General features: G+C 34.0%; 15 protein-coding genes. 3 read left to right on the forward strand and 12 right to left on the reverse strand.

From position 1 onward, the window contains the following. Positions 1-20: 20 nt before the first annotated feature. The 5 genes from AC3E9W_RS00945 to AC3E9W_RS00965 all read right to left on the reverse strand — a co-directional run bounded on the left by AC3E9W_RS00945 (position 21) and on the right by AC3E9W_RS00965 (position 7,094). A complete protein-coding gene (locus tag AC3E9W_RS00945; RefSeq protein WP_306153485.1) occupies positions 21-1,472 on the reverse strand; it encodes an OmpA family protein in 1,452 nt (483 codons plus the stop codon). Between the two features lie 113 nt (positions 1,473-1,585). Beyond that, the gene (gene kbl / locus AC3E9W_RS00950) at positions 1,586-2,779 is read right to left on the reverse strand and encodes a glycine C-acetyltransferase (protein WP_488766313.1); all 1,194 of its coding nucleotides are present in this window, start codon (positions 2,777-2,779) and stop codon (positions 1,586-1,588) included. An 82-nt stretch (positions 2,780-2,861) separates the two neighbouring features. Beyond that, positions 2,862-6,020, reverse strand: coding sequence for a UvrD-helicase domain-containing protein (locus tag AC3E9W_RS00955; RefSeq protein ID WP_488766315.1), 3,159 nt, complete (start codon positions 6,018-6,020; stop codon positions 2,862-2,864). Positions 6,021-6,162: 142 nt separating this feature from the next. Continuing rightward, positions 6,163-6,759, reverse strand: coding sequence for a lipoprotein signal peptidase (locus AC3E9W_RS00960; RefSeq protein WP_306153492.1), 597 nt, complete (start codon positions 6,757-6,759; stop codon positions 6,163-6,165). 119 nt (positions 6,760-6,878) lie between these two features. Then, the gene (locus AC3E9W_RS00965; RefSeq protein WP_095928396.1) at positions 6,879-7,094 is read right to left on the reverse strand and encodes a hypothetical protein; all 216 of its coding nucleotides are present in this window, start codon (positions 7,092-7,094) and stop codon (positions 6,879-6,881) included. 179 nt (positions 7,095-7,273) lie between these two features. Between AC3E9W_RS00965 and AC3E9W_RS00970 the strand changes: the two genes are divergently transcribed. Then, positions 7,274-7,630, forward strand: coding sequence for a roadblock/LC7 domain-containing protein (locus AC3E9W_RS00970; RefSeq protein ID WP_091494460.1), 357 nt, complete (start codon positions 7,274-7,276; stop codon positions 7,628-7,630). A gap of 35 nt (positions 7,631-7,665) precedes the next feature. Then, positions 7,666-8,046, forward strand: a complete 381-nt coding sequence (locus tag AC3E9W_RS00975; protein ID WP_306153496.1) for a hypothetical protein — start codon at positions 7,666-7,668, stop codon at positions 8,044-8,046. A gap of 256 nt (positions 8,047-8,302) precedes the next feature. Here the strand turns inward: AC3E9W_RS00975 and AC3E9W_RS00980 are convergent, their stop codons facing one another. From AC3E9W_RS00980 to gdhA, 7 genes are all read right to left on the reverse strand, one after another. Then, positions 8,303-8,683 (reverse strand): TraR/DksA family transcriptional regulator, encoded by a 381-nt coding sequence (locus tag AC3E9W_RS00980; RefSeq protein WP_012022792.1) that lies wholly within the window; start codon positions 8,681-8,683, stop codon positions 8,303-8,305. A 6-nt stretch (positions 8,684-8,689) separates the two neighbouring features. Beyond that, positions 8,690-12,091 (reverse strand): isoleucine--tRNA ligase, encoded by a 3,402-nt coding sequence (ileS, locus tag AC3E9W_RS00985; RefSeq protein ID WP_488766317.1) that lies wholly within the window; start codon positions 12,089-12,091, stop codon positions 8,690-8,692. Positions 12,092-12,294: 203 nt separating this feature from the next. Then, on the reverse strand, positions 12,295-14,208 hold the full coding sequence (locus AC3E9W_RS00990) for a hypothetical protein (protein ID WP_488766319.1): 1,914 nt from the start codon (positions 14,206-14,208) through the stop codon (positions 12,295-12,297). 49 nt (positions 14,209-14,257) lie between these two features. Beyond that, on the reverse strand, positions 14,258-16,153 hold the full coding sequence (locus tag AC3E9W_RS00995) for an outer membrane protein assembly factor BamB family protein (RefSeq protein WP_488766320.1): 1,896 nt from the start codon (positions 16,151-16,153) through the stop codon (positions 14,258-14,260). Positions 16,154-16,271: 118 nt separating this feature from the next. Beyond that, positions 16,272-16,985 (reverse strand): DNA repair protein RecO, encoded by a 714-nt coding sequence (gene recO, locus AC3E9W_RS01000; protein WP_488766322.1) that lies wholly within the window; start codon positions 16,983-16,985, stop codon positions 16,272-16,274. A 67-nt stretch (positions 16,986-17,052) separates the two neighbouring features. Beyond that, positions 17,053-19,338: a type IX secretion system anionic LPS delivery protein PorZ gene (gene porZ, locus AC3E9W_RS01005; protein ID WP_488766324.1), complete on the reverse strand. Its 2,286-nt coding sequence runs from the start codon at positions 19,336-19,338 to the stop codon at positions 17,053-17,055. A 122-nt stretch (positions 19,339-19,460) separates the two neighbouring features. Beyond that, positions 19,461-20,804: an NADP-specific glutamate dehydrogenase gene (gene gdhA, locus AC3E9W_RS01010; protein WP_306153508.1), complete on the reverse strand. Its 1,344-nt coding sequence runs from the start codon at positions 20,802-20,804 to the stop codon at positions 19,461-19,463. 326 nt (positions 20,805-21,130) lie between these two features. On the opposite strand from gdhA, the gene AC3E9W_RS01015 reads away from it, so the two are divergent. Beyond that, complete coding sequence (locus AC3E9W_RS01015) at positions 21,131-21,922, forward strand: THC0290_0291 family protein (protein WP_306153511.1); 792 nt, start codon at positions 21,131-21,133, stop codon at positions 21,920-21,922. Positions 21,923-21,942 lie beyond the last annotated feature (20 nt).

Consider the following 21,942-nt stretch of genomic DNA (forward strand, 5'->3'; position numbering starts at 1 on the left):
ATATTTATTTAGAAAACTAATTATAGTTTACCTTGGTATTTAGAACCAATGTGTCTAATTTCAGTTCTTCTGTTTTGAGCTTTACCTGCAGCAGTTTTATTACTAGCAACTGGTTGAGAAGCACCAAATCCTTTAGACTCTAAGTTCTCTGGGTTTACACCTCTTTGAACTAATGCATCAAGAACAGCTTTAGCTCTGTCCTCAGAAAGTTTTTGGTTGATTTTAGCAGAACCTGTACTATCTGTGTGTCCTTCGATAGAGAATTTCGCGTTTGGATAGTTTTTAAGGATTTCTTTAATAGCATCTAATCTAGCTTGAGTTTCTTTGTCTCCAGTTTTGAAAGTAGCTTTTCCTGAGTTGAAGTATACCGCTCTAGCTTGAACTTTAAGATCTTCTAATGCCTCAGAAGTTACTTCTGGACATCCTCTGTTACTAGCAGGACCAGCAACTGTAGGACAGTCGTCATCTTTGTCAGCAACACCATCTTTGTCAGCGTCTAAGAATGGACATCCACCATTTTCTTTAGGACCAGCAACTGTAGGACATTTGTCATCTTTATCAGCGATTCCGTCACCGTCAGTATCAGGACAACCTTTTAAAGCAGCTAAACCAGCAACATCTGGACAAGCGTCATCTTTATCAGCAATTCCGTCTCCGTCAGTATCAGGACATCCGTTTAATGCAGCCAAACCAAATACATCTGGACAAGCGTCAGAAGCATCAACGATTCCGTCACCGTCAGTATCAGGACATCCGTTGAATTGTTTTAAACCAGCAACATCTGGACAAGCATCATCTTTGTCATAGATTCCGTCTCCGTCAGTATCTTTACCTCCGAATTTGAAAACTAAACCAGCAGTGTGTTGGAACACAGATCTGTCAAGAGGTTTATCCTCATTAGCAGCAACAGCCCATTTGTATCTTGTAGCTAACTCAAGACCAATAGCATCTGTAAACCAGAAAGTAACACCTGCACCTGGGTTAACAGTACCAAAACTGTTATCTCCGAAGAAAGTATAACCACCACCAACAGATAACGAAGGATCAATCACTTTAGATTTGATTAATTCTTGGAAGCTGTATTTGATAGTAGCATCAATTCCGTAGTACATTAAATCACCAGGATTAGTAACTACGTTACCTCTCGCATCTTGACCAGCAGATCCTGGAGCAAAAGTAACCAATTTATCAATTTTGTTTACAGATCCTTGTAAACCTACAGAGAAACCGCTACCTACGTATCTGTTTACTCCAATGTAAGATAGAGAAGGAAGGATATTCCAGTTATCTTTTACTGCGAATGGCTGAGAGAAGTGCTGATCGAAAAATCCACTTCCTGAACCCGAACTTGTTCTAGTATCCACGGCATTAACTCCAAAAGAGATAGCCCATGGATTGTTACTGTCTTGCGCGTGAGCATTTAAACCCATCGCCATCAATACAGCAACTAAAAGTTTGTTAAGATGTTTCATACTTAATTTTTTTAATTACAATTTAGTTAATTACAAGCAAAAGTAACACCAAATTTTTTAAATACAAAATGAAATGTTAAAAAAAACCTACAAAAATTTGACCAAAGTGGTAATTATATAACTTTTAACATTTTACCGACAACTGTGAAGGCATTTATAGCTTTATCCAAGTGCTCTTTTTCATGCGCTGCAGACAGCTGAACACGTATTCTGGCTTTATCTTTTGGAACTACTGGAAAGAAAAAGCCAATTACATAAATTCCTTGTTTCAAAAGTTCATTTGCCATTGTCTGAGACAATTTTGCATCATACAACATAACTGGAACAATTGCAGAATCACCATCGATGATATCAAAACCTGCTTTTTTCATACCTTCTTTAAAGTAATTGGTATTCCATTCTAATTTATCTCGAAGTGTAGTATCTTTTTCCAATAATTCAAACACCTTAATTGAAGCCCCAACAATTGCTGGCGCCAAAGAATTTGAAAACAAATACGGTCTAGATCTTTGACGTAACAACTCAATTATTTCTTTTTTAGCAGTAGTATACCCTCCCATTGCTCCTCCTAAAGCTTTACCAAGAGTACCTGTTATAATATCTACTCTTCCCATCACTCTTTTTGCTTCTAGAGTTCCTTTTCCTGTAGCTCCGATAAAACCAGCTGCATGACACTCGTCTACCATTACCATGGCATCATATTTATCAGCAAGATCACAGATTTTATCTAAAGGTGCTACTAAGCCATCCATAGAAAAAACTCCATCAGTAACAATTAATTTAAAACGAGCTCCTGCTTCATTTGCTTTTATTAATTGCTGTTCCAAATCTTCCATATTGTTATTTTCATAACGGTAACGTGCTGCTTTACACAAACGAACACCATCTATAATAGAAGCATGATTTAAACTATCTGAAATAATTGCATCATTCTCTCCTAATAAAGGTTCAAAAACTCCTCCATTGGCATCAAAAGCAGCAGCGTATAAAATAGTATCTTCTGTACCATAAAAATCTGCAATTTTTTTCTCCAATGTTTTATGAATATCCTGTGTTCCACATATAAAGCGAACAGACGACATTCCGAAACCATGAGTATCCATAGCATCTTTTGCTGCTTGTACAACTTCTGGATGCGACGAAAGCCCTAAATAGTTATTAGCACAAAAATTCAATACTGTTTCTCCTGTTGAAATTGTAATTTCCGCACCTTGTGGAGAAGTAATAATACGCTCCTTTTTAAAAATTCCATTTTCTTCGATTGTCTGCAGCTCATTTTGCAGATGCTCTTTTATTTTACCGTACATTTTTTATTTATTTAAAACGTTAAAAATTAACAACTTAACCATATTATAGCTTCGCTTTTTCTTTAACATCTGATTAATTTTTTCACAAATTTACCACTTCAATTTCAGTTCCGATGTAAACAAGAGCTTTTTTCAAAACCGTGTATCCCAAATCTTGTATTGCATCTTGATATTCCTGAATTTGTTGCTGGTACTTAGCATTTACAGCTCCAGTTTTATAATCCAACAGATAAGCTTCTTTATTTTCTAAAAACACAACTCTATCTGGCTTTAAAATTCTTCCTTCTTTTTGAACGATAGTTTGCTCATTTAAAACTGTATGTTTTCCATTAAAACAAACATTCAGTTCTGGATGATTTACAATTTCATTCAAAGTTTTAAGCACTTTGTCGAGCTGATCGTAAGTTATCAAACCATTCTCAATTGACTTTGTTACTGCCAAATCAACATCTGATTTATCTTTAACGAAAGCCAAAATCTCATGAACAATATTTCCATACGAAATAGCTTCTTGCTGATGCGTTCCCCACATCAAAGCTTCTCGCTGGGCTATTTTAATATTTTTCGGATTTAAAACCTCCCTGACAATCGGAATTGATTTAACTGAATCAACTGTTTTAGTCGTTTTTGACAGTTTGGTTTTATTTCCAAATTCGTAATTCAATTTTTCTTCATCATAAACTCCTTGGTTAATTAAGAATTTAATAAAAAAAGAAGCCATATTATTCGGACATTCACCATCATTTTTTGCTTTTAATGATTGCGAAATCACATACAATTGCTCTTCTGCGCGAGTCAAAGCAACATAAAGCACATTTATGTTATCTAAAAGCTCTTCTTGTTTTTTTAAATTAAAAACTGCTGATGCGCTTTCACCAAAACTTTCAACCGCACTGCTATTATCAACCAAAGCTTTTGGAACCCCCAAATCTATTTCCTCGGTATCCAACCACAATTTATCTTTTGGTTTTCGATTATAATCTTCATCTGCAAAAGGCATAATTACGACTGGAAATTCTAATCCTTTAGATTTATGGATTGTCATAATTCGAACGGCATTATTTCCTTCTGGCGACGGAATACTAAATTTCTCCGAATTCTTATCCCAGAAAATTAAAAAGTCTGAAACTCCCGATTGATTCCTAATATCTCTTTCTAAAACAATATCCAGAAAAAACTGCACATAAGCATTTCCTTCGGAAGAAAGAATAAATTTAGAAATGATAATTTCCACAGCTTCATACAAAGATTTCTTCCTTACATCTTCAAAAGAAAAAGAAACATCAAAAGTCACAAGCCATTCTTCAAATTCTTTTTCAAATTTATAGCTCATTCCCATTGCGATAAAATCGTGGATAGGCATTGTCAAATCTCTGCTTGAAGCCAAGAAATGCAAAAAATTAGCTTTTGATTCTAAATCAGCGTTATTGTTTAAATATCTTAAAAGATGAATAACCAAACGGACTTCTGATGCATTTTGAATCATCAGAGTTTCTGAAGACAGCAACGGAATGCCTTGCTCTGTCAAATAATTTGCCACCGCAATTCCTTGATCTCTTTTTCTGGTTAGGATTACAATATCTTTATATTCGAAACCTTGCCTTACTACTTCTTGAATTGTATTTAAAGTCGCTAAAACATACAAATCAGATTTCTCTACAACTTCTTCTTCATCTGCAGATTCATTTTTATCAGCTATTGGAAGAAAAGAAATATTTACATAACCGCCTTTTTTGGAATTCGTATTTTGAAAACTATGATTTTCATATAGATTCTTATAATCTTCATTTGTAAATTCGGCAGAAATGAGTTTAAAAAAAGCATTATTAAATTCAATAACCTCGCTATAACTTCTATAGTTTGTATCTAAATGCTTCACTTTTTTTTCATGATGAAAAAAAGTCACTTCTTCTTTACTTAATTCAATAAATTGTTCTGCTTTTCCTCCGCGCCAGCGATAAATAGATTGTTTCGGATCTCCAACAATCATCAGAGTTCCTTTATTTCCCAAATCATCTAAACCAGAAAGCGAGTTGTCAATCAGCGGAATCAGATTCTGCCATTGCATTTCTGATGTATCTTGAAATTCGTCAATAAAGAAATTTCGATAACGCTCGCCTAAACGCTCATAAATAAAAGGCGCTGGTTGATTCTGAATTTCGCGGTGAATTATGGCATTGAATTCTGAAATTGACAAAACATTTTGTTCCGACTGAATTTTTGCAAGCTCATTACTCACAGTATTCAGCAAAGAAAGTGGGGTAATATTTTTTAAAAAGGCTTTATAAAAATCCCTTTTTTCAAAATTTTGATAAACCTCCTTTAATATCTGAAGTAAGTCCGGAATAATATTTTCGATTAAAGCACGATCTTTTGCCGTTTTATTAATCGCAATATCATCAAATTCATGAAAGGTTTTATTTTTCGGATTGAATTTACCTTCTCGAATACTTTGCAAATGATTTGGAAAAGTTCCTCTAGAAAATGATTTTGGGTCAATTCCATTTTTATCAATCAATTCAATTGCTTTGACCGCAAGACTTTCATTAGTTTCTTCCAGCTCTTTGCAAAGCGCCTGCATTTTCTTTTTGATCTCTACAAACTCTTCAATTGTTTTGTTTTGAAAATGGAGAATTTCATTTCGGTTATTTTCATTCAAAACCAATCTACCAGTATCTAGAATTTCTCTCGAAACATCCCAACTTTTATCATCATCGGTTTTCTCCATCGTAAAATCGATGAGCAGTTTTGTCAGTGTTTCATCTTCACCAGCTTGTGCAATAATCGCATCAACAGCTTCGACCAATAAATTTTCAGTATCCAAAGTAACCTCAAAAGTCATTGGCAGATTTAAATCGTGCGCAAAAGCTCGAATAACTTTATGAGTAAATTTATCAATGGTAGAAATATCAAAAGCAGCATAATTATGAATTAAGTGCTTTATGATCTGTTGCGATTTCGTCTTAATTTTAATAATGGAAAGTCCTGTTTCTCGGGACAAATCTTCCATTAAATCGACTGCTTTTGAAGACGGATCGTCTTTTGCAAATTCAGACAAATTTCCAACAATACGGCTTTTCATTTCATGAACCGCTTTATTGGTAAACGTAATCGCTAAAATATTTCGATATGCATCGTTTTTTGGAGAAGAAAGAATAATTTTTAAATATTCTTTTACCAAAGTATACGTCTTTCCTGATCCCGCAGAAGCATCATAAATAGAAAAAGACGGACTTTGCATAATTTTGATTTTTTATATCGTAAAAATAAGATAATAAAAAATTAAATCCCAATAATTAAAAATTCCAAATTCCAACATCTACAGCGAGGAGCATTATAGATATTGGAATTTGGAATTTTTATCTATTTGGAATTTTAAATATTTAGTGTTTTGGGAAAGCTCTTTTATTGAAAACCAAAAGTATACCCACACCTGTAGAAATAGCAACATCGGCTACATTAAAAATAGCATTAAAGAAAGCAAAATGTTTTCCTCCAAAAATCGGAAGCCAAGTTGGAAGCTCGCCTTCCCAAATCGGAAAATAAAACATATCTACAACCAGACCATGAAACCAAGTTCCGTATGGAGCTGGCGAGAAAATAGTCGCCAAGTTATGCGTACTGTCATCAAAAATAACCCCGTAGAAAACAGAATCTATAATATTTCCTGCCGCTCCTGCAAAGATTAATGCAATAGCCGCTATTAAATAAGTAGAATGACGTTTTTTTACCGAATCAGAAAGCCACCAGCCAATTCCGACAACAGCAAAGATTCTGAACACCGTCAAAATTAATTTTCCGTATTCGCCTGGTATTTTTGTTCCCCAAGCCATTCCTTCATTTTCAATAAAATGAATTCTAAACCAATCTGCAATTACCACTTCTTCACCAAGAACGAAATTTGTTTTGACATAGATTTTAGAAAGCTGATCAACAATTAAAACTAAGAATATAAGGAAATACGCTTTTCGTAATGACATTTTATGATTTTTTGATGGGCAAAAATAACAATTAAATCAAAAAAAACGCTCCCAAAGGAGCGTTAATTCTTTTGTAACAAACTAAACAAGTTTATCTGCTAATCTAAACCCGGTAAAGTTTACTTTTTAACAGCAGCTTTTGCTGGTGTTTTCGGACTGTCGGAAAAGAATTCAGAGATTGACTTAAAGATACCTTTACTTTCTTTTCCGGCCGCCAATTTCTTAGCTTCTCCTTTTTTTACATCAGCTTTAAACTTAACACGCAGTTTTTCAAATTCTTTCATTCTGCGCTCCACATCAGAGTTTACTTCTTTGAATTTCAATACTTTAGCCATAATGTAAGTTTTTTGTAGTAAATAATTTAAATTATTACTGATTTGGTACTACAATGATACATAATTTAATTTATATTTGTTAATAAAAATTAACACTTGTTTAGCACAAGTTTAATTATTTTCTAAAAACAACACCAAAACGAACTGAATTTAACATTCCTCCCAAAATCCTACAAATCATGAATGAAATTACAACTACTCTAAATGACTTTCTTGTCAGCACAAAATCTACTGCAGCTTTAATTTTAAATGGTAAAGGCAAATTAATTACTTCACTGAATCTTGATTACGGAGACAGTATTGCCGCAATGAGCGCAGCAATTTTATCTATGAGCGAAAAATTCTTAATTGATTTAGAAAAAGGCTCTTTAAAACAATTGTATTTAAAAAGTGCAGAAGGCGTTATTGTTGGAAACAAAATAAGCGGCTCCAACTTTATTGTTGCTTTTTCTAAAGAAGGAAGCAATCTAGCATTATTGATGCGTTCTACAGAAGAAGTTTCTGCCGAATTAAGTAAAAATTCTTTATTGAAATAACATAAAATTCTATTAACAAATAACCCAAATGAACTATGAGCAATGACTTTTTAAACGTGTTTTTAAACGAAATGAAAACTAACGTAAACGGCTTTATCGCTGTAGCAGTAACAGAAATTGAATCTGGATTAAGTTTCGGAAATTTAACTATTGACCCAGGTTTCGACCCAGAACTTGCCGCAGCTTACAACTTAGAAGTAGTAAAAGCCAAATTGAGCGCTGTAAAAGCTTTAGGATTAAATCAGGACATCGAAGATATTTTGATCACACTTTCTAATCAAATCCACATTATCGACATTTCTCCAAACAAAAAATTCATGATCTATCTAGCTGCTGATGCTTCAAAAGCTAATTTAGGAATGACTAGAGCTATTTTAAGAAAACACAAAGCTGAAGTTGAAAAAAACCTAGCTTAATTTCTTGCTTTCAATTTATTACAAACCGTCTTAATTCTAAGGCGGTTTTTTTTTATTTAGAAAACACAAAATGAGGAGAACTCACATCAAGTTTTGTTCTTACAAAAACTGATAGCAGATATTCAATTCTATTTTGATTAATTATAAATAATTTCTTTCAAAGCTTAAATTTGGCAACAAACTCGCTCACAGCTAAACATTAAACAAAAAAAGCGCCCCTTAAAGGAGCGCTTTTTTCTTACGTATTTCTACGCGATTATCTTTGCAGGTTTTTAGCCTCGATACTCATTGTTGCATGAGGAACGATTTTAAGCCTTTCCTTGCTAATTAATTTACCTGTTACTTTGCAGATACCGTATGTTTTGTTTTCTACACGGAATAAAGCGTTTTTTAAGTCACGAATGAATTTCTCTTGTCTGATAGCCAACTGAGAGTTTGCTTCTTTTGACATGGTCTCACTTCCTTCTTCAAAAGCTTTAAAAGTTGGAGAAGTATCGTCAGTTCCGTTATTCAAATCGTTCATATACGCACTTTTGATCAAATCAAGATCTTCTTGTGCTTTCTTAATTTTTGCTTGGATTATTTCTTTGAACTCTGCCAAATCAGCATCAGAGTATCTTGTAATTTCATCTATCATTTTCTACTATTTTGAAATTAATATAATGGTTCTAATGTCATCAAACTCAATTTCTGTGCCGTTTTCTAATGCGTCAGCAAAAACCAAATCATCTGTTAATGTCTCAGACTTAATATAGTCTTCATTTTTTGAAACCGCTTCTTCTAAAATGCCGTTTCGTTTTATTTGAACTTTAATCTTATCCGTAACCTCAAATCCTGAATCTTTACGAATGTTTTGTATTCTATTTACTAATTCTCTCGCGATACCTTCGTTTTTCAATTCTTCGGAGATTGTAATGTCAAGCGCAACTGTTATTCCGTTTGAATTAGCAACCAGCCATCCTTCGATATCTTGTGATGTAATTTCCACATCTTCTAATGATAAAGTTACACTATTTCCTGCAATAACAATATCTAGCGTTCCTTGCTTGTCCAACTGATTGATCTGATCTGGAGAAAAACCTTGTATCTCCTTAGAAATCAACCCCATATCTTTACCAAAACGTGGTCCAAGAGCCTTAAAATTAGGCTTAATCTGTTTTACCAAAATACCAGAAGCATCGTCTAAAAGTTCAATTTCTTTAACGTTTACCTCAGCTTTTACTAAGTCAGAAATAGCTTCAATTTCAGCACGCTGATTGTCGTCAAGTACTGGAATCATTACCTTTTGCAGAGGTTGACGTACTTTGATCATCTCTTTTTTACGAAGTGATAATACCAAAGAAGAGATCGTCTGCGCCTTCTGCATTTTGCTTTCCAACGTTTTATTAACAAAGTTTTCGACAAATTTTGGGAATTCTGCCAAGTGAACACTAGCAAAATCCTCGGTTCCCGTAGAAGTTGTTAAATCGCGGTACAATTTATCCATAAAAAATGGAGCCACTGGAGCACTTAGTTTGCTGATAGTAAGCAAACAAGTATAAAGTGTTTGGTAAGCCGCAATTTTATCTTTTGCATATTCTCCTTTCCAGAAACGACGACGGCATAAACGAACATACCAGTTACTTAAGTTTTCCTGAACGAAATCTGAAATAGCTCTTGTAGCTTTCGTTGGCTCATAATCTTCATAACATTCGTCAACAAATTTTATTAATGAATGTAATTCCGAAATAATCCACTGATCAATTTCTGGTCTTTCGTTTAACGGAATTTCAGCTTCTTCGTATTTAAATCCGTCGATGTTAGCATACAACGAGAAGAAAGAATAGGTATTGTATAATGTTCCAAAGAACTTACGCTTAACCTCAGCAATTCCCTCAAGGTCAAACTTCAAGTTATCCCACGGATTTGCATTCATAATCATATACCAACGCGTAGCATCTGGACCGTTTTCTGCAATGGTTTTAAATGGGTCTATCGTATTTCCTTTACTCTTAGACATTTTAATTCCATTCTTATCTAAAACAAGACCGTTTGAAACTACGTTTTTGTATGCAATTTTATCAAAAACTAGAGTTCCGATTGCGTGAAGTGTATAAAACCATCCGCGTGTCTGGTCTACTCCTTCTGCAATAAAGTTTGCTGGAAAATCTTTGTTTTCATCAATTTTTTCTTTGTTTTCAAAAGGATAATGCCATTGTGCATAAGGCATTGCTCCAGAATCAAACCAAACGTCGATCAAATCGCTTTCACGCTTCATTGGCTGGCCAGAAGCAGAAACTAATGTTATTTGATCTACGACATTTTTATGCAAATCGATTAAATCATAATTTGATTCGTCCATATTTCCGATTTCAAATCCTTTAAACGGATTTTCTTTTTGGAAACCTGCTTCGATCGATTTTTCGATTGCATGGTACAATTCTTCAACAGAACCGATAATAATTTCTTCTTTTTTATCTTCTGTTCTCCAGATTGGTAACGGAATTCCCCAATATCTAGAACGAGATAAGTTCCAGTCGTTGGCATTTTTAAGCCAATTTCCAAAACGTCCTTCACCAGTAGATTTGGGTTTCCAATTGATAGTTTCGTTCAGGTCGAACATTCTATCTTTTACGTCGGTTACTTTAATAAACCACGAATCTAATGGATAGTATAATAACGGTTCATCAGTTCTCCAGCTGTGTGGGTAACTGTGCACGTATTTTTCAACTTTAAAAGCTTTGTTTTCTTCTTTAAGACGAATAGCGATTTCAACATCCACAGATTTCTCTGGAGCTTGCCCTGCATCGTAATATTCGTTTTTAACATATTTACCAGCTAAATCACCAACATGTGAAGTGAATTTTCCTTGTAAATCAACTAAAGGAACCGCATTTCCATCTTCATCTAAAACCAACATTGGCGGCACTTCTGGTTTTGCTTCTTTTGCTACTTTAGCATCATCTGCACCAAAAGTTGGAGCTGTATGTACAATTCCCGTTCCGTCTTCAGTTGTTACGAAATCTCCAGAAATTACTCTAAAGGCGTTTTCAGCGTTTTCATATGGCAATACATAAGGCAATAATTGCTCGTAACGGATTTCTACTAAATCTGCTCCTTTTGCTTCGGTTAAGATTTTATATGGCAGTTTTTTATCGCCACTTTTTACATTGTCAAAATCAGCGTCGTCTTCACTTAAGAAATAGCCTTTTCCAAATTGTTTTACAACTAAGTTTTTAGCCAAAACCACATTGATTGGCTCAAAAGTATATTGATTGAAAGTTTTAACTAAAACATAATCGATTTTTGGACCAACTGTCAAAGCAGTGTTTGATGGAAGCGTCCAAGGAGTTGTCGTCCAAGCTAAAATGTGGATATCTCCAAAACCGTGCAAGAATGAAGGCAATGTTTCTGGCAATGTTTTGAACTGCGCTACAATCGTAGTATCTGTAACATCGCGGTAAGCTCCGGGCTGGTTTACTTCGTGAGAAGATAATCCAGTTCCTGCTTTTGGAGAATACGGCTGAATCGTGTATCCTTTGTACAATAAACCTTTATCGTAGATTTGTTTCAAAAGCCACCAAACCGATTCCATGTATTTTGGTTTATAAGTCACATACGGATCTTCCATATCTACCCAATACCCCATTTTTTCGGTCAAATCATTCCATACGTCCGTATAACGCATAACGGTCTTTTTACACGCTTCGTTATATTCTTCGATAGAAATCGTTTTACCAATATCTTCTTTTGTAATTCCTAATTCTTTTTCGGTTCCCAATTCTACAGGCAAACCGTGAGTATCCCAACCAGCTTTTCTTTTTACTTGAAAACCTTTTTGAGTTTTATATCTGCAAAAAATATCTTTAATCGCACGTGCCATTACGTGGTGAATTCCAGGTAATCCGTTTGCTGAAGGCGGACCTTCAAAAAATACGAAAGGCTCAGCGCCTTCGCGAGTTGTTACACTCTTTTCAAATATATTTTCTTTCTTCCAAAAATCAAGAACTTCAGACGCTACAGTTGGCAAGTCAAGTCCTTTGTATTCAGTAAATTTTGTACTCATTTTATCCTTTTCTTAAACGAGGTGCGAAAGTAAGAAATTTTGAACTATTGACCGCCAATTTCATTAAATTTCACAAAGTTTTGTTGAGAGAATAGATACAAAAACACAAGAATTGGTTACTTTCTGACATTATTCTCATTTTTCTGAGCTAATAAAATCAAAAAATAACCAATTCTAAAAATAGCTTTCTGCAAGCTTGTATCTTATTTGAATCCTCCGAAATAGACTTCTTTCATAAAAATTCTATTTCCAAAAACTGGATTTATCTCCACTTTTTCACGAGTTTCCTGATACAAAGTTTCACCGTTAAAATCTTCAATTTCATAATTAATCTTATGAGGGATTTTTCCAGAATTTAATCCTGCTACAGGACGGTAATCACCAAATAATTTTCTCTCGAAAAAACTTTTATTACCATTATCAAATTCCGTTTTCTCGGTAGATACTATATTGAAGTTTTCTTTGTCGATAAAAACGTGATAATCTGTTTTCGGAATTGTTCTATTTCCAGAGCTCAATGTTTTTTCAAAATAATTTAAATGATAGCACAATTTGCCTTCGTACATTTCTTCTCCTAAAATCTCAAAATTATTCCACAGATCAAGTCTTAAGTCTGTCAAAAAGTTTACTGGATCAACATTCTTAGACAAATTGCTATAATCGTATGCAGTTAACTTTGCCCATTTAGCATTTATACCTGTTTCACGATCGTCATGACTCCATGCTTCTGGTCCATTTACTATTTCGTAATAAGCTTCAGGCATTTTTTTCTTAAGAAGATAATGCGACGTAGTTGCCCATTTTTCTTCTGTTTGAGGAATATTTGTTCCTTCTATCGAAATCTTAGAAAGCAAATGTGTTTTTTCTATTTTTTTCAAGGCCTGGCTTCCACCAAGATTATCGATTACTTTTGCCAAAAGATTTGCATTTAATTGATACGCTATTGAATCAAGCAAATTATGTCTTTGCATTTTAATCTTTTCCAAATAAGCTTCACGATTAGATTTTTCGATTTCCCATTCGGCATCCTGCTGGTGTATTTTTTCGAAAAACGCCAACCTTTTCTCTTCTTTTTCTTCTGCTATTTTAAGCCCTAATTTTTGAAGTTCAGCAAAACGATTGGTATGGCTTCTAATTTTCTTATCAGCGAAATTAGCGTTATTTACCCTTTCAATAATTGAAGATCCTCTCGAATCCAGTTTATCGTTTTCAATTAATAAATTAGCATAAAGCAATGCTTTCTCTTTGTTTTCAAGTAAAAAATAAGTCTCTGCTAAGTTATTTGTAACAATAAATCGAATGTTTACGTTTACAGGTGAAGGCGGATATTTAACCAAAAGACTTTCTAGATATTGCAAATGTGGCGCCAGCAATTTCTCATCTAGACCTTTTTCAAGCGTTACTTTCTCCATTTGAGCTGTAATCTCTGTTTCGAAAGCCAGCATTTGTTTATATTCTGAATGCCCTTTTGAAGTTACAAATTCAAATCTTTCTTTAGATTCATCAGTTGTATATCCAAATTTATAATTTAGGAAATCCTGAACTCTGCCTGCAGCTTTATAAATAACATTTTCAAAACCATCATCTGTATAATCTGAATCGCTAACCGCTGCCCTGATTTTTTTATCGTGTTCTGAAGCTGCTATTTTCATAGATCCCAGACTATTTCCAACACTTATTGAATACGATTCTGATCCTCCAAAATCTTTGGTCAGCAACAGCTTATCCCCATGCCTAACATCTAATTTTACGCTTGTGACATAGTTAGAATGTGCACTGTAAACCCACCTGTTTTCTTTTTTATTGAAGGTACTATCCACTTGTGTTTCAGTGTACCTAGGAAGTGCAAAAGTCAGATAGATTTTCAGCTTTCCATTTACAGGATCTTTTATAAATCCGTTGATATTAAAAAAATGCTTTTTCAGTTTAGATTCTTCTTCTTGCAATGATCTGTCTATCTGATAAAAAGCAGTTTGTGTCAATACATTATCAAGCGCAGGAAATTCTGAATACTTAATTACCGGAATATAAAATTTCTTTTTTTTAGAGCTTATTTTTTCTTGCGCTTGAATTGAACCAATTACAAGCAAAGCAATAAGGAGTAGTGTTTTTTTCATAGCCAAAAAAAAGCCATCAGAATCAGATCCTGATGGCCTTGTCTTTTTTTTATTTTTCTTTCTTGTTGAAAATCTGGATTGACTTATCAGAAACATAAAAAATGTTCTGAGTCGCAGGATCCACTTCATAAATTGGCTTGTTGTTGTTGAAAATAATTTTATCAACTTCAACACCGTCAACTTTACTCACTTTTACAAGAATTTTTTCTCCAGAATCTGCTTTTGCAAAAATATAAGAGAAATCTCTGTTTTGTTTCATCGCGTTGTAACGCTTGTCAAATTTAGCAGCTACTATATCTAAAGCCGCTGATCCAGCCGCATAAGTTTTTGCCTGATCCTTATTATGCTGATCTCCTTTTGCAACCACGGTTCTCATGTTACCATCAGCATCACGATATGTCATAGTCAAATCAGCACCTTTAACTGAACTTACTCCTGAACCAATTCCTAAACCAATACTTCCCGCAATTGCAGCACTTTTTAAAAGACGTCTTGTTCCTTCTCCTGGCTGTGAATAAGTATGGTGATATTTAATTGTACCATCCATATTTACTCCCATTACTTCAAGTGGTCCTGAAAGCACAACTCCCCAAGGAAATTGTTCGATACTGTTTAATTCTTTTTCTTTTTTGATATTTACTTTAGCAAATGGCTCTGGCTTATCGCTAATGCTTGGATCAAATTTGTATAATTTCTCATCATTATACACTAAGTAAGAATTTGTAGCTTCATCGTAAGTTGGTAAAACTGGACGGTCTTTTTCAAACTTAATATTACGTTTCCAAAGCTTAACTCCTGTTTTATAATCTACCATGTTTCCGTAAGTTCCTGTAAGGTACATTACTTTTTCACCCACTTTTCCTAAGTAGTAGATTGGATCTTCTTTGTCATCAGAAATTTCGATGAATTTTTTCCAAAGCTTTTCTCCATCTTTGTTGATCAACATCATTTCGTTTTCAGCAACATATAAGAAATCTTGGTCGATTGGAATTACTCTTTTCAAACCATCTCCACGAGCGTCTTTTTTCCAGATTTTCTCTCCAGAAGTTAAGTCATAAAAATTAAATCCGCTGTAGTGAGCCACTAAGATTTTTGTTCCCCAATCTTCAAGGTAAACTACTCTCTTAGTTTTGATTGATTCTTTCCAGATACTTTTTCCAGTTTCTGTATTCAATACATTTAAATATTGTTTTGAAGAGAAAGTTCCAGCATTGTTTACTACAACAATATTTTTATCGTTTTGAGTTAAAAAGAATTTAGAATAATCTTCTTCTCCTTTCCAGTTTAACTTTCCTGTAGCTCTGTCAAAAGAATATAATTTTCCGTACAATAAATAGTAAATTACTGATCCGTGTACTGTAGCGATGTTTGTGTTTGCTGATTCTTTGAAAGAAAAACTAAACAATGATTTTGCTTTATCAACAGCTGTATTCCATTTCAATTCACCAGTAGTCATATCCAATAAAGCAATTGCCATATCGCCATCTTTTTTCAAAGTAAGCAAATACTCGTTTGTTTCAGGAATAAAATCTGATTGGGTAACCCAAAAAGACTCTTTTGCAGAATTATAAACTACTTTACCTGTATCAGTATTGATAATAAGGTATTTACTTTCAAGATAAGCTTCCACATATGGGCTTCCTGGCACATTAGTTAAAGTACTTTTATCTGCGAAAAGTTTTGTAAGATCTGTATCGCCTGCGATATCCAATACTGATCTACCTCCAAAATCTTCTTTAGTTAAAGTCCATACAATTTTTTTAGTTTCAGGATCAAGTCCTTTAATAGATCCGCCTTCTTTAAAGACAACAACTCCTGTGATTTCATTTTGAACCAAGTCTTGAACAGCATTTTCTGTAGTAACTATTTCATCGTATTTTCTTTGGGCAATTGATGAAACCGCTACCGACAGAAGTAAAATAATCGAAAATGTAATTTTCTTCATGGTAGATTTTTTAAAAATTAGTTGGTTTAGATATTTTTGAAAAATTTGCATTTTCACCAAAAAGACAAAATCCTTTAGTAAAAAAATACTGAGCAAATATATAAAAATAGAAATGCAGTTATGAAAAAATTTCTTTCAAAATATCAAGCGATTTTGGACTCTTAAACCCCTCTAAATGAGACGAATAATAGCTAATCAAAACTTTTAACAATATTTGTCTTTCAAGTACATGAAACACTTTTTGATCGTTATCAAATTTTAGTTCCAATAGTTTTTTTAATAAAGTCGTTTCATGCTCAGAAAGTGCGGTTGAAGTATGGAAAACCGTAAAAATTCCTTCATTTATTTCAAAAAAAGGCAAATCTATATCGGAAGTATCAGGATAAAAGCCCAGATATTTTGTGATTTCTAAAAGCAAGATTAAGTGAAAATTTGAAATTTCATCGTGATGATCTAGCCAAGTCAGCGCCGTTTCTAAAAACAAGAAAAGCTGTTCGTTTTTTTCTTCTTCTTGAATGGAATGATGCAGCATTTCTGAAAGAAACATGACCATTGTACTTTTCACAATATCTGTGTGAATCGTCTGAAACGGAATGGCCGTTTTTATTTCTTTAAAATTTTCTAAAGTTCCTTTATTCTTATGAACAGCTTCTATTTCTAAAATCGAAAAAGGCTGAAAGTAAGCAATTTTCTGACTTGCCTTTCTACTAGAAAAAGCGTCACGCACAAAGTAAGATTTCAGTCCGCTCGAAAGTGTAAAGCATTTTACAATCAAGCTTTTTTCCTGAAATTTTAAAGAGGAGATTACTATGGCTTTGGTTTTGACGAGCACTTTTAATTTTAGATTTTAGATTGTGGATTTTAGATTTTGGCAATTCTCTAATTTTCTAATTGCTGTATTATCTAATTATCATCACTTTTTTAACTTTAGTTTCTCCTCCATCTTCTGCTGAAATAAAAACCATATAAACGCCAGATGCCACTTTATATTTACCAAAAGCGGTTGTATCCCATTCTATTGTTCCTCCAGAAGAAGTTATTTCGTAAACTAAATTTCCTTCAATGTCTGTGATTTTGACATTTGCCTTATCAATCAATCCGGCAACTTTAACGGTTCCTGAGTATGTTGGACGCACAGGATTCGGATAAACATAAACATTGCTTAAATCGTCGTTAGCTTCTGTTGCAATTCCATTAAAAGAAACCAATCCTTTATTGGTTGCGATAAAAACTTCTCCTGTTTTCGCATTTATTTTAATATCATTTACATAATTACTCGGCAATGGCGAATTATTTATTGTAAAATGATATTTCGTTTCTTGACCGTTTGGCGAAACCATAAAAACACCAGAATCTGCTGTTCCAATCCATTTATTATTTGCACCATCTACAGCTATAGAAGTAACAAACTGCTCATACAATAATTCTTGAGCCAAGTCGTCTTCGGTTATAATAATTGGATTTGCTTTTAACTGACTTTCCGATTGAAAACTCGAGACATTCGATAAAACCCTTAGACCTTTTGTTGTGCCTATCCAAAGCTGATTTTTTGTATCTAAAGCTATCGTTCTAACATCTGCAATGGGCAGATTACCTGCATCTACGCCAAAAGTCATTTTTTTGAATGTATTGGTGCTCTCATTAAATCCAACAACTCCGCTTTTTAGAGTTCCAATCCATTTTACATTATTACGATCTATGGCTATGCTTGAGTAGTTCTCTTCTTCTGCATCGTCTAAAATAGAAGTCATGGCATAACTGCCCCATTGTCCGTTTGTTTTTAAAACTTTCAATCCGTTTTTGATACGGCTGTTTGTAACCCAGAGATTTCCCGTTTTATCAAAAGCCGTAGCATTGATACGAACATCAATATAATTTGGCCCTTCAGTTGAAATGGACTCTAAACCGCTGTTTTTTTCATTGTATAAAAAAGTAGGCACATCATTTTCGACTTTTAATAATCCTGAAAAGAAAGAACTTGCATAAACCTGCTTCTCATTATTTGGATTAACCAAAACTCTTGTAATTGATTTTGCATCATAAACTTCAGAATACGGGATATTCAGCCAACCTGATGCATTGTAACGACTAATTCCGTAATTATCTAACGGATAAGGATTATAGGTAACATCATAATCGCCATAAACTGTCCACAAAACATTTGAACCAGTATCGATAGCAAAAATGTTATTTCGTACTGGACCGGCAGGTGTACTATTTTCAAAAGCGGCGGCATTATTCAAATCAGAAAAAAACAGTCCTTTTTCTTTTGTTCCAATAAAAATCTGATTCCCAACTGCAGTTGCGCAGCTAAAATTCAAAGTATTATCCAAAACCTGCGAATTTGTTATTTGTCGATTCAAAACCATTTGATTATTGTACACATAAACGGTATTGGCAGTTGTAACGAACAAATTATGATTTTTGGCTCTTGTATCGACAGTTGCTTGAGGCAATTGCGAGAAACCTACAAAAGTATTTGAATTAAATCTATGAATGTATCCAGAAGTGTTTACCGCAATAAGTTCTGTATCTAAAGCCTCAACACTAGACCAATCTCCCGCATTTACAACCGACCATTGATTGTAGTCAATAAGATTTACACTAGCGCTATCTGCTTTTCTAATACCGCTTGATGTTGCGGCAAAAATAAAGCCGTTAAACAACGTAGTTTGTTTTACACTTATTTCGGCACCATTATCACCAATAAAATAAGTATCGCCAAATTGCGAAGTTTTAAGATTGAACTGAACAATTCCGAAATCGCAAGAAACATATACCAACCCATTATTTTCCATAAAATGGTTGATTTTTTTAGTATTTGCTGGCAATTGCTTATTAATTATATCAACCACTTTTAAAATGCTTCCGTCGGTATCATTAATCAAAATCATCAAACCATTTTCGTAACCGATGATTGTTTTTTTGAATGCTTCACTATAATAAACCGCAGAAATTGTCTGACCTGATAATCCATCAACGGTAGTGGTCGATTTAAGAACGTTTGTTGCTGTATTTCTTGAAAACAATGCATTTTCTGAAGCCGCAAAAACGGCTGTCGCCGATTCTGAAACATCTTTTACTTCATTAAATGAAAAATATCCCTGCCAAGACAGCTTGCTTTGCGCTGAGCAAAACTGAACAAGAAGTAAAAAGAAACTGCAGAAAAATAGTTTTTTCATCATTTAATGTATTCGAATAGACAAATATACTACAAACGAGATTTTATTTAATTTTTAGTACAAATAAAATACCCTCGATATCTTACGTAGATAACGAGGGTATTTCTAATTATTGTAATGCAATCTTAAACTACACCTTGCGCAAGCATTGCATCTGCAACTTTTACAAATCCGGCAATGTTTGCTCCTTTTACGTAGTTCACATATCCGTCTTCTTCTGCACCGTATTTTTTACATTGGTTATGAATTCCGATCATGATTTCTTTCAATCTCAAGTCTACCTCTTCACTAGTCCAGTTTAAACGGATTGAGTTTTGTGTCATTTCTAACCCAGAAGCAGCAACACCACCAGCATTTGCAGCTTTTCCTGGTGCAAATAATACTTTATTGTCTAAGAAAAGTTTAATAGCATCTAGTGTAGAAGGCATATTTGCAGCTTCAGTCACACATAAAACGCCATTATCAATTAGCTTTTGAGCATCTTCGCCATTCAATTCGTTTTGAGTAGCACAAGGAATTGCGATATCTACTTTTACTTCCCAAGGGCTTTTTCCTTTATGAAAAATAGCATTTGGATATTTTTCCAAGTATCTTTCTGCTTTATTATCTCCAGTAGCTCTCATTTCAAGCATGTGGTCGATTTTTTCTCCAGAAATTCCTTCTTCATCATAAATGTATCCGTCAGGACCAGAAATAGTAACTACTTTTCCTCCTAATTCATTTACTTTTAAAGCTACTCCCCAAGCCACATTTCCAAATCCAGAAATTGCAACTCTTTTACCTTTAATTTCGTGACCAATTGTACGAAGCATTTGATCTGTAAAGTAAACTACTCCGTAACCAGTAGCTTCTGGTCTGATTAATGAACCTCCGTAAGCCAAACCTTTTCCAGTTAAAACTCCCGTAAATTCATTTCTGATTCTTTTGTACTGTCCAAATAAGTAACCAATTTCTCTTGCTCCAACACCGATATCTCCAGCAGGAACGTCAAGATCTGGACCAATATGGCGACATAATTCTGTCATGAATGACTGGCAGAAACGCATAATTTCAGCATCAGATTTTCCTTCTGGATCAAAGTCAGAACCTCCTTTTCCACCTCCCATAGGAAGTGTTGTCAAACTGTTTTTGAATACTTGTTCGAATGCAAGGAATTTCAAAACAGACAAGTTCACAGAATGATGGAATCTAATCCCTCCTTTATAAGGCCCGATAGCAGAGTTCATTTGAATTCTGAAACCTCTATTTACAATGATTTCTCCCTTATCGTCTACCCACGGAACTCTAAAAATTATAGAACGTTCTGGTTCTGCAATTCTTAGAAGTATATTCTTGCCATCATACTTTTTACGCTCAGATATAAAAGGAATTACAGTTTCTGCAAATTCTCTTACTGCTTGAAGAAATTCTGGCTCATTTGGATTTTTTGACTCAACCAGAGCCATAAATTCATTTATTTTTTGTTCCATCTTTGAAATAAATTTTTCAGATAATTTAGCTTTAATTTTTACTCTTATAAAAATAAGAAATCATGTTTAAGAAAACGTTTTCGTTTTAACAGACAAAGATATATCAAATAATGATTCGATGTTACAATTTTCACTTTTTTGAAGCGATTTGTGTTTTTTTCAAACATTACAAAAAAACACATTTTACATGTAGGTGTTTACATGCAAATCACCTTTTAAAAGTTAGTAAATTAAGTATTTTGCTACTTATTTTTCAATACAGCAATTTAATATTTTGAATCGATTATGTTTTTTATATATTTGCCATGATTTGTAAGCCCTCAAAAATGTCTAAACCCCTATTTATCACATTACTTGCCTTGTTTGGCATCACCACTGCCGTATCAGCACAAGGACTAGCTCAAGAGATCGGAATCTACGCCGGACCCGTAACTTTACAGTCCGATTTTGGAGAAAGGAACAACTTTGATAATAACGTCGGAAACACAGGTTTTGGCATTGGAATCATGCACTTTATAAACTTTTCTGCTAACAACAATAGAGAAAACTTTTTTACAGAACATTTTAAAGTAAGATCTGATCTTTCTTATAGCAGAACCACTTTAAAACATCACGGTCAATGGGTTGAATATAAGCCTAACGGAGTATTTGCGACACAATTGAGAAATATGCACGCAAGTTCTAGTCTTGTAAATCTGGGTGCACAGATTGAATTTTCTCCTTTCATGAAAATTCACGATTTCGAAAATACAATTGGTAGCTTCAGTCCGTATGGTGCTTTAGGATTTCAAGTGAGCTATTATTCAACAAAAGTTGGATCTCATTTAGGAGACATTACACTACCTAATGTTACTCCAGGAAAATATTTAACTCCATCTGATGGACGTGCTCATGGATTTTCTACAGAAACGGGCATTGCTTTATCTGCAACCGCTGCTATTGGAGTTCATTACAAGTTAACAACAATGAGCGATTTAATGTTTGAAACTCGTTTTCAAATGTACAACTCAGACTGGATCGACGGATTAAATCCGAACAAAGATATTTATACCGAAAACAAATCTAACGATTGGCAGGTTTGGTTTAACTTTGGATACATTTACTATTTAGAGTTCTAAACCTAAACAAATTACAATAT

Source organism: Flavobacterium sp. 38 (genome assembly GCF_057799715.1).

Coding starts and splice junctions, on each gene's coding strand:
- AC3E9W_RS00965 (WP_095928396.1), bottom strand. CDS start 7,094: ATGGCTAAAGTATTGAAATTCAAAGAAGTAAACTCTGATGTGGAGCGC.
- AC3E9W_RS00990 (WP_488766319.1), bottom strand. CDS start 14,208: ATGAAAAAAACACTACTCCTTATTGCTTTGCTTGTAATTGGTTCAATT.
- gdhA (WP_306153508.1), bottom strand. CDS start 20,804: ATGGAACAAAAAATAAATGAATTTATGGCTCTGGTTGAGTCAAAAAAT.
- AC3E9W_RS00960 (WP_306153492.1), bottom strand. CDS start 6,759: ATGTCATTACGAAAAGCGTATTTCCTTATATTCTTAGTTTTAATTGTT.
- AC3E9W_RS00995 (WP_488766320.1), bottom strand. CDS start 16,153: ATGAAGAAAATTACATTTTCGATTATTTTACTTCTGTCGGTAGCGGTT.
- kbl (WP_488766313.1), bottom strand. CDS start 2,779: ATGTACGGTAAAATAAAAGAGCATCTGCAAAATGAGCTGCAGACAATC.
- AC3E9W_RS00975 (WP_306153496.1), top strand. CDS start 7,666: ATGAGCAATGACTTTTTAAACGTGTTTTTAAACGAAATGAAAACTAAC.
- AC3E9W_RS00955 (WP_488766315.1), bottom strand. CDS start 6,020: ATGCAAAGTCCGTCTTTTTCTATTTATGATGCTTCTGCGGGATCAGGA.
- AC3E9W_RS00945 (WP_306153485.1), bottom strand. CDS start 1,472: ATGAAACATCTTAACAAACTTTTAGTTGCTGTATTGATGGCGATGGGT.
- porZ (WP_488766324.1), bottom strand. CDS start 19,338: ATGATGAAAAAACTATTTTTCTGCAGTTTCTTTTTACTTCTTGTTCAG.
- AC3E9W_RS01015 (WP_306153511.1), top strand. CDS start 21,131: ATGTCTAAACCCCTATTTATCACATTACTTGCCTTGTTTGGCATCACC.
- AC3E9W_RS00970 (WP_091494460.1), top strand. CDS start 7,274: ATGAATGAAATTACAACTACTCTAAATGACTTTCTTGTCAGCACAAAA.
- ileS (WP_488766317.1), bottom strand. CDS start 12,091: ATGAGTACAAAATTTACTGAATACAAAGGACTTGACTTGCCAACTGTA.
- AC3E9W_RS00980 (WP_012022792.1), bottom strand. CDS start 8,683: ATGATAGATGAAATTACAAGATACTCTGATGCTGATTTGGCAGAGTTC.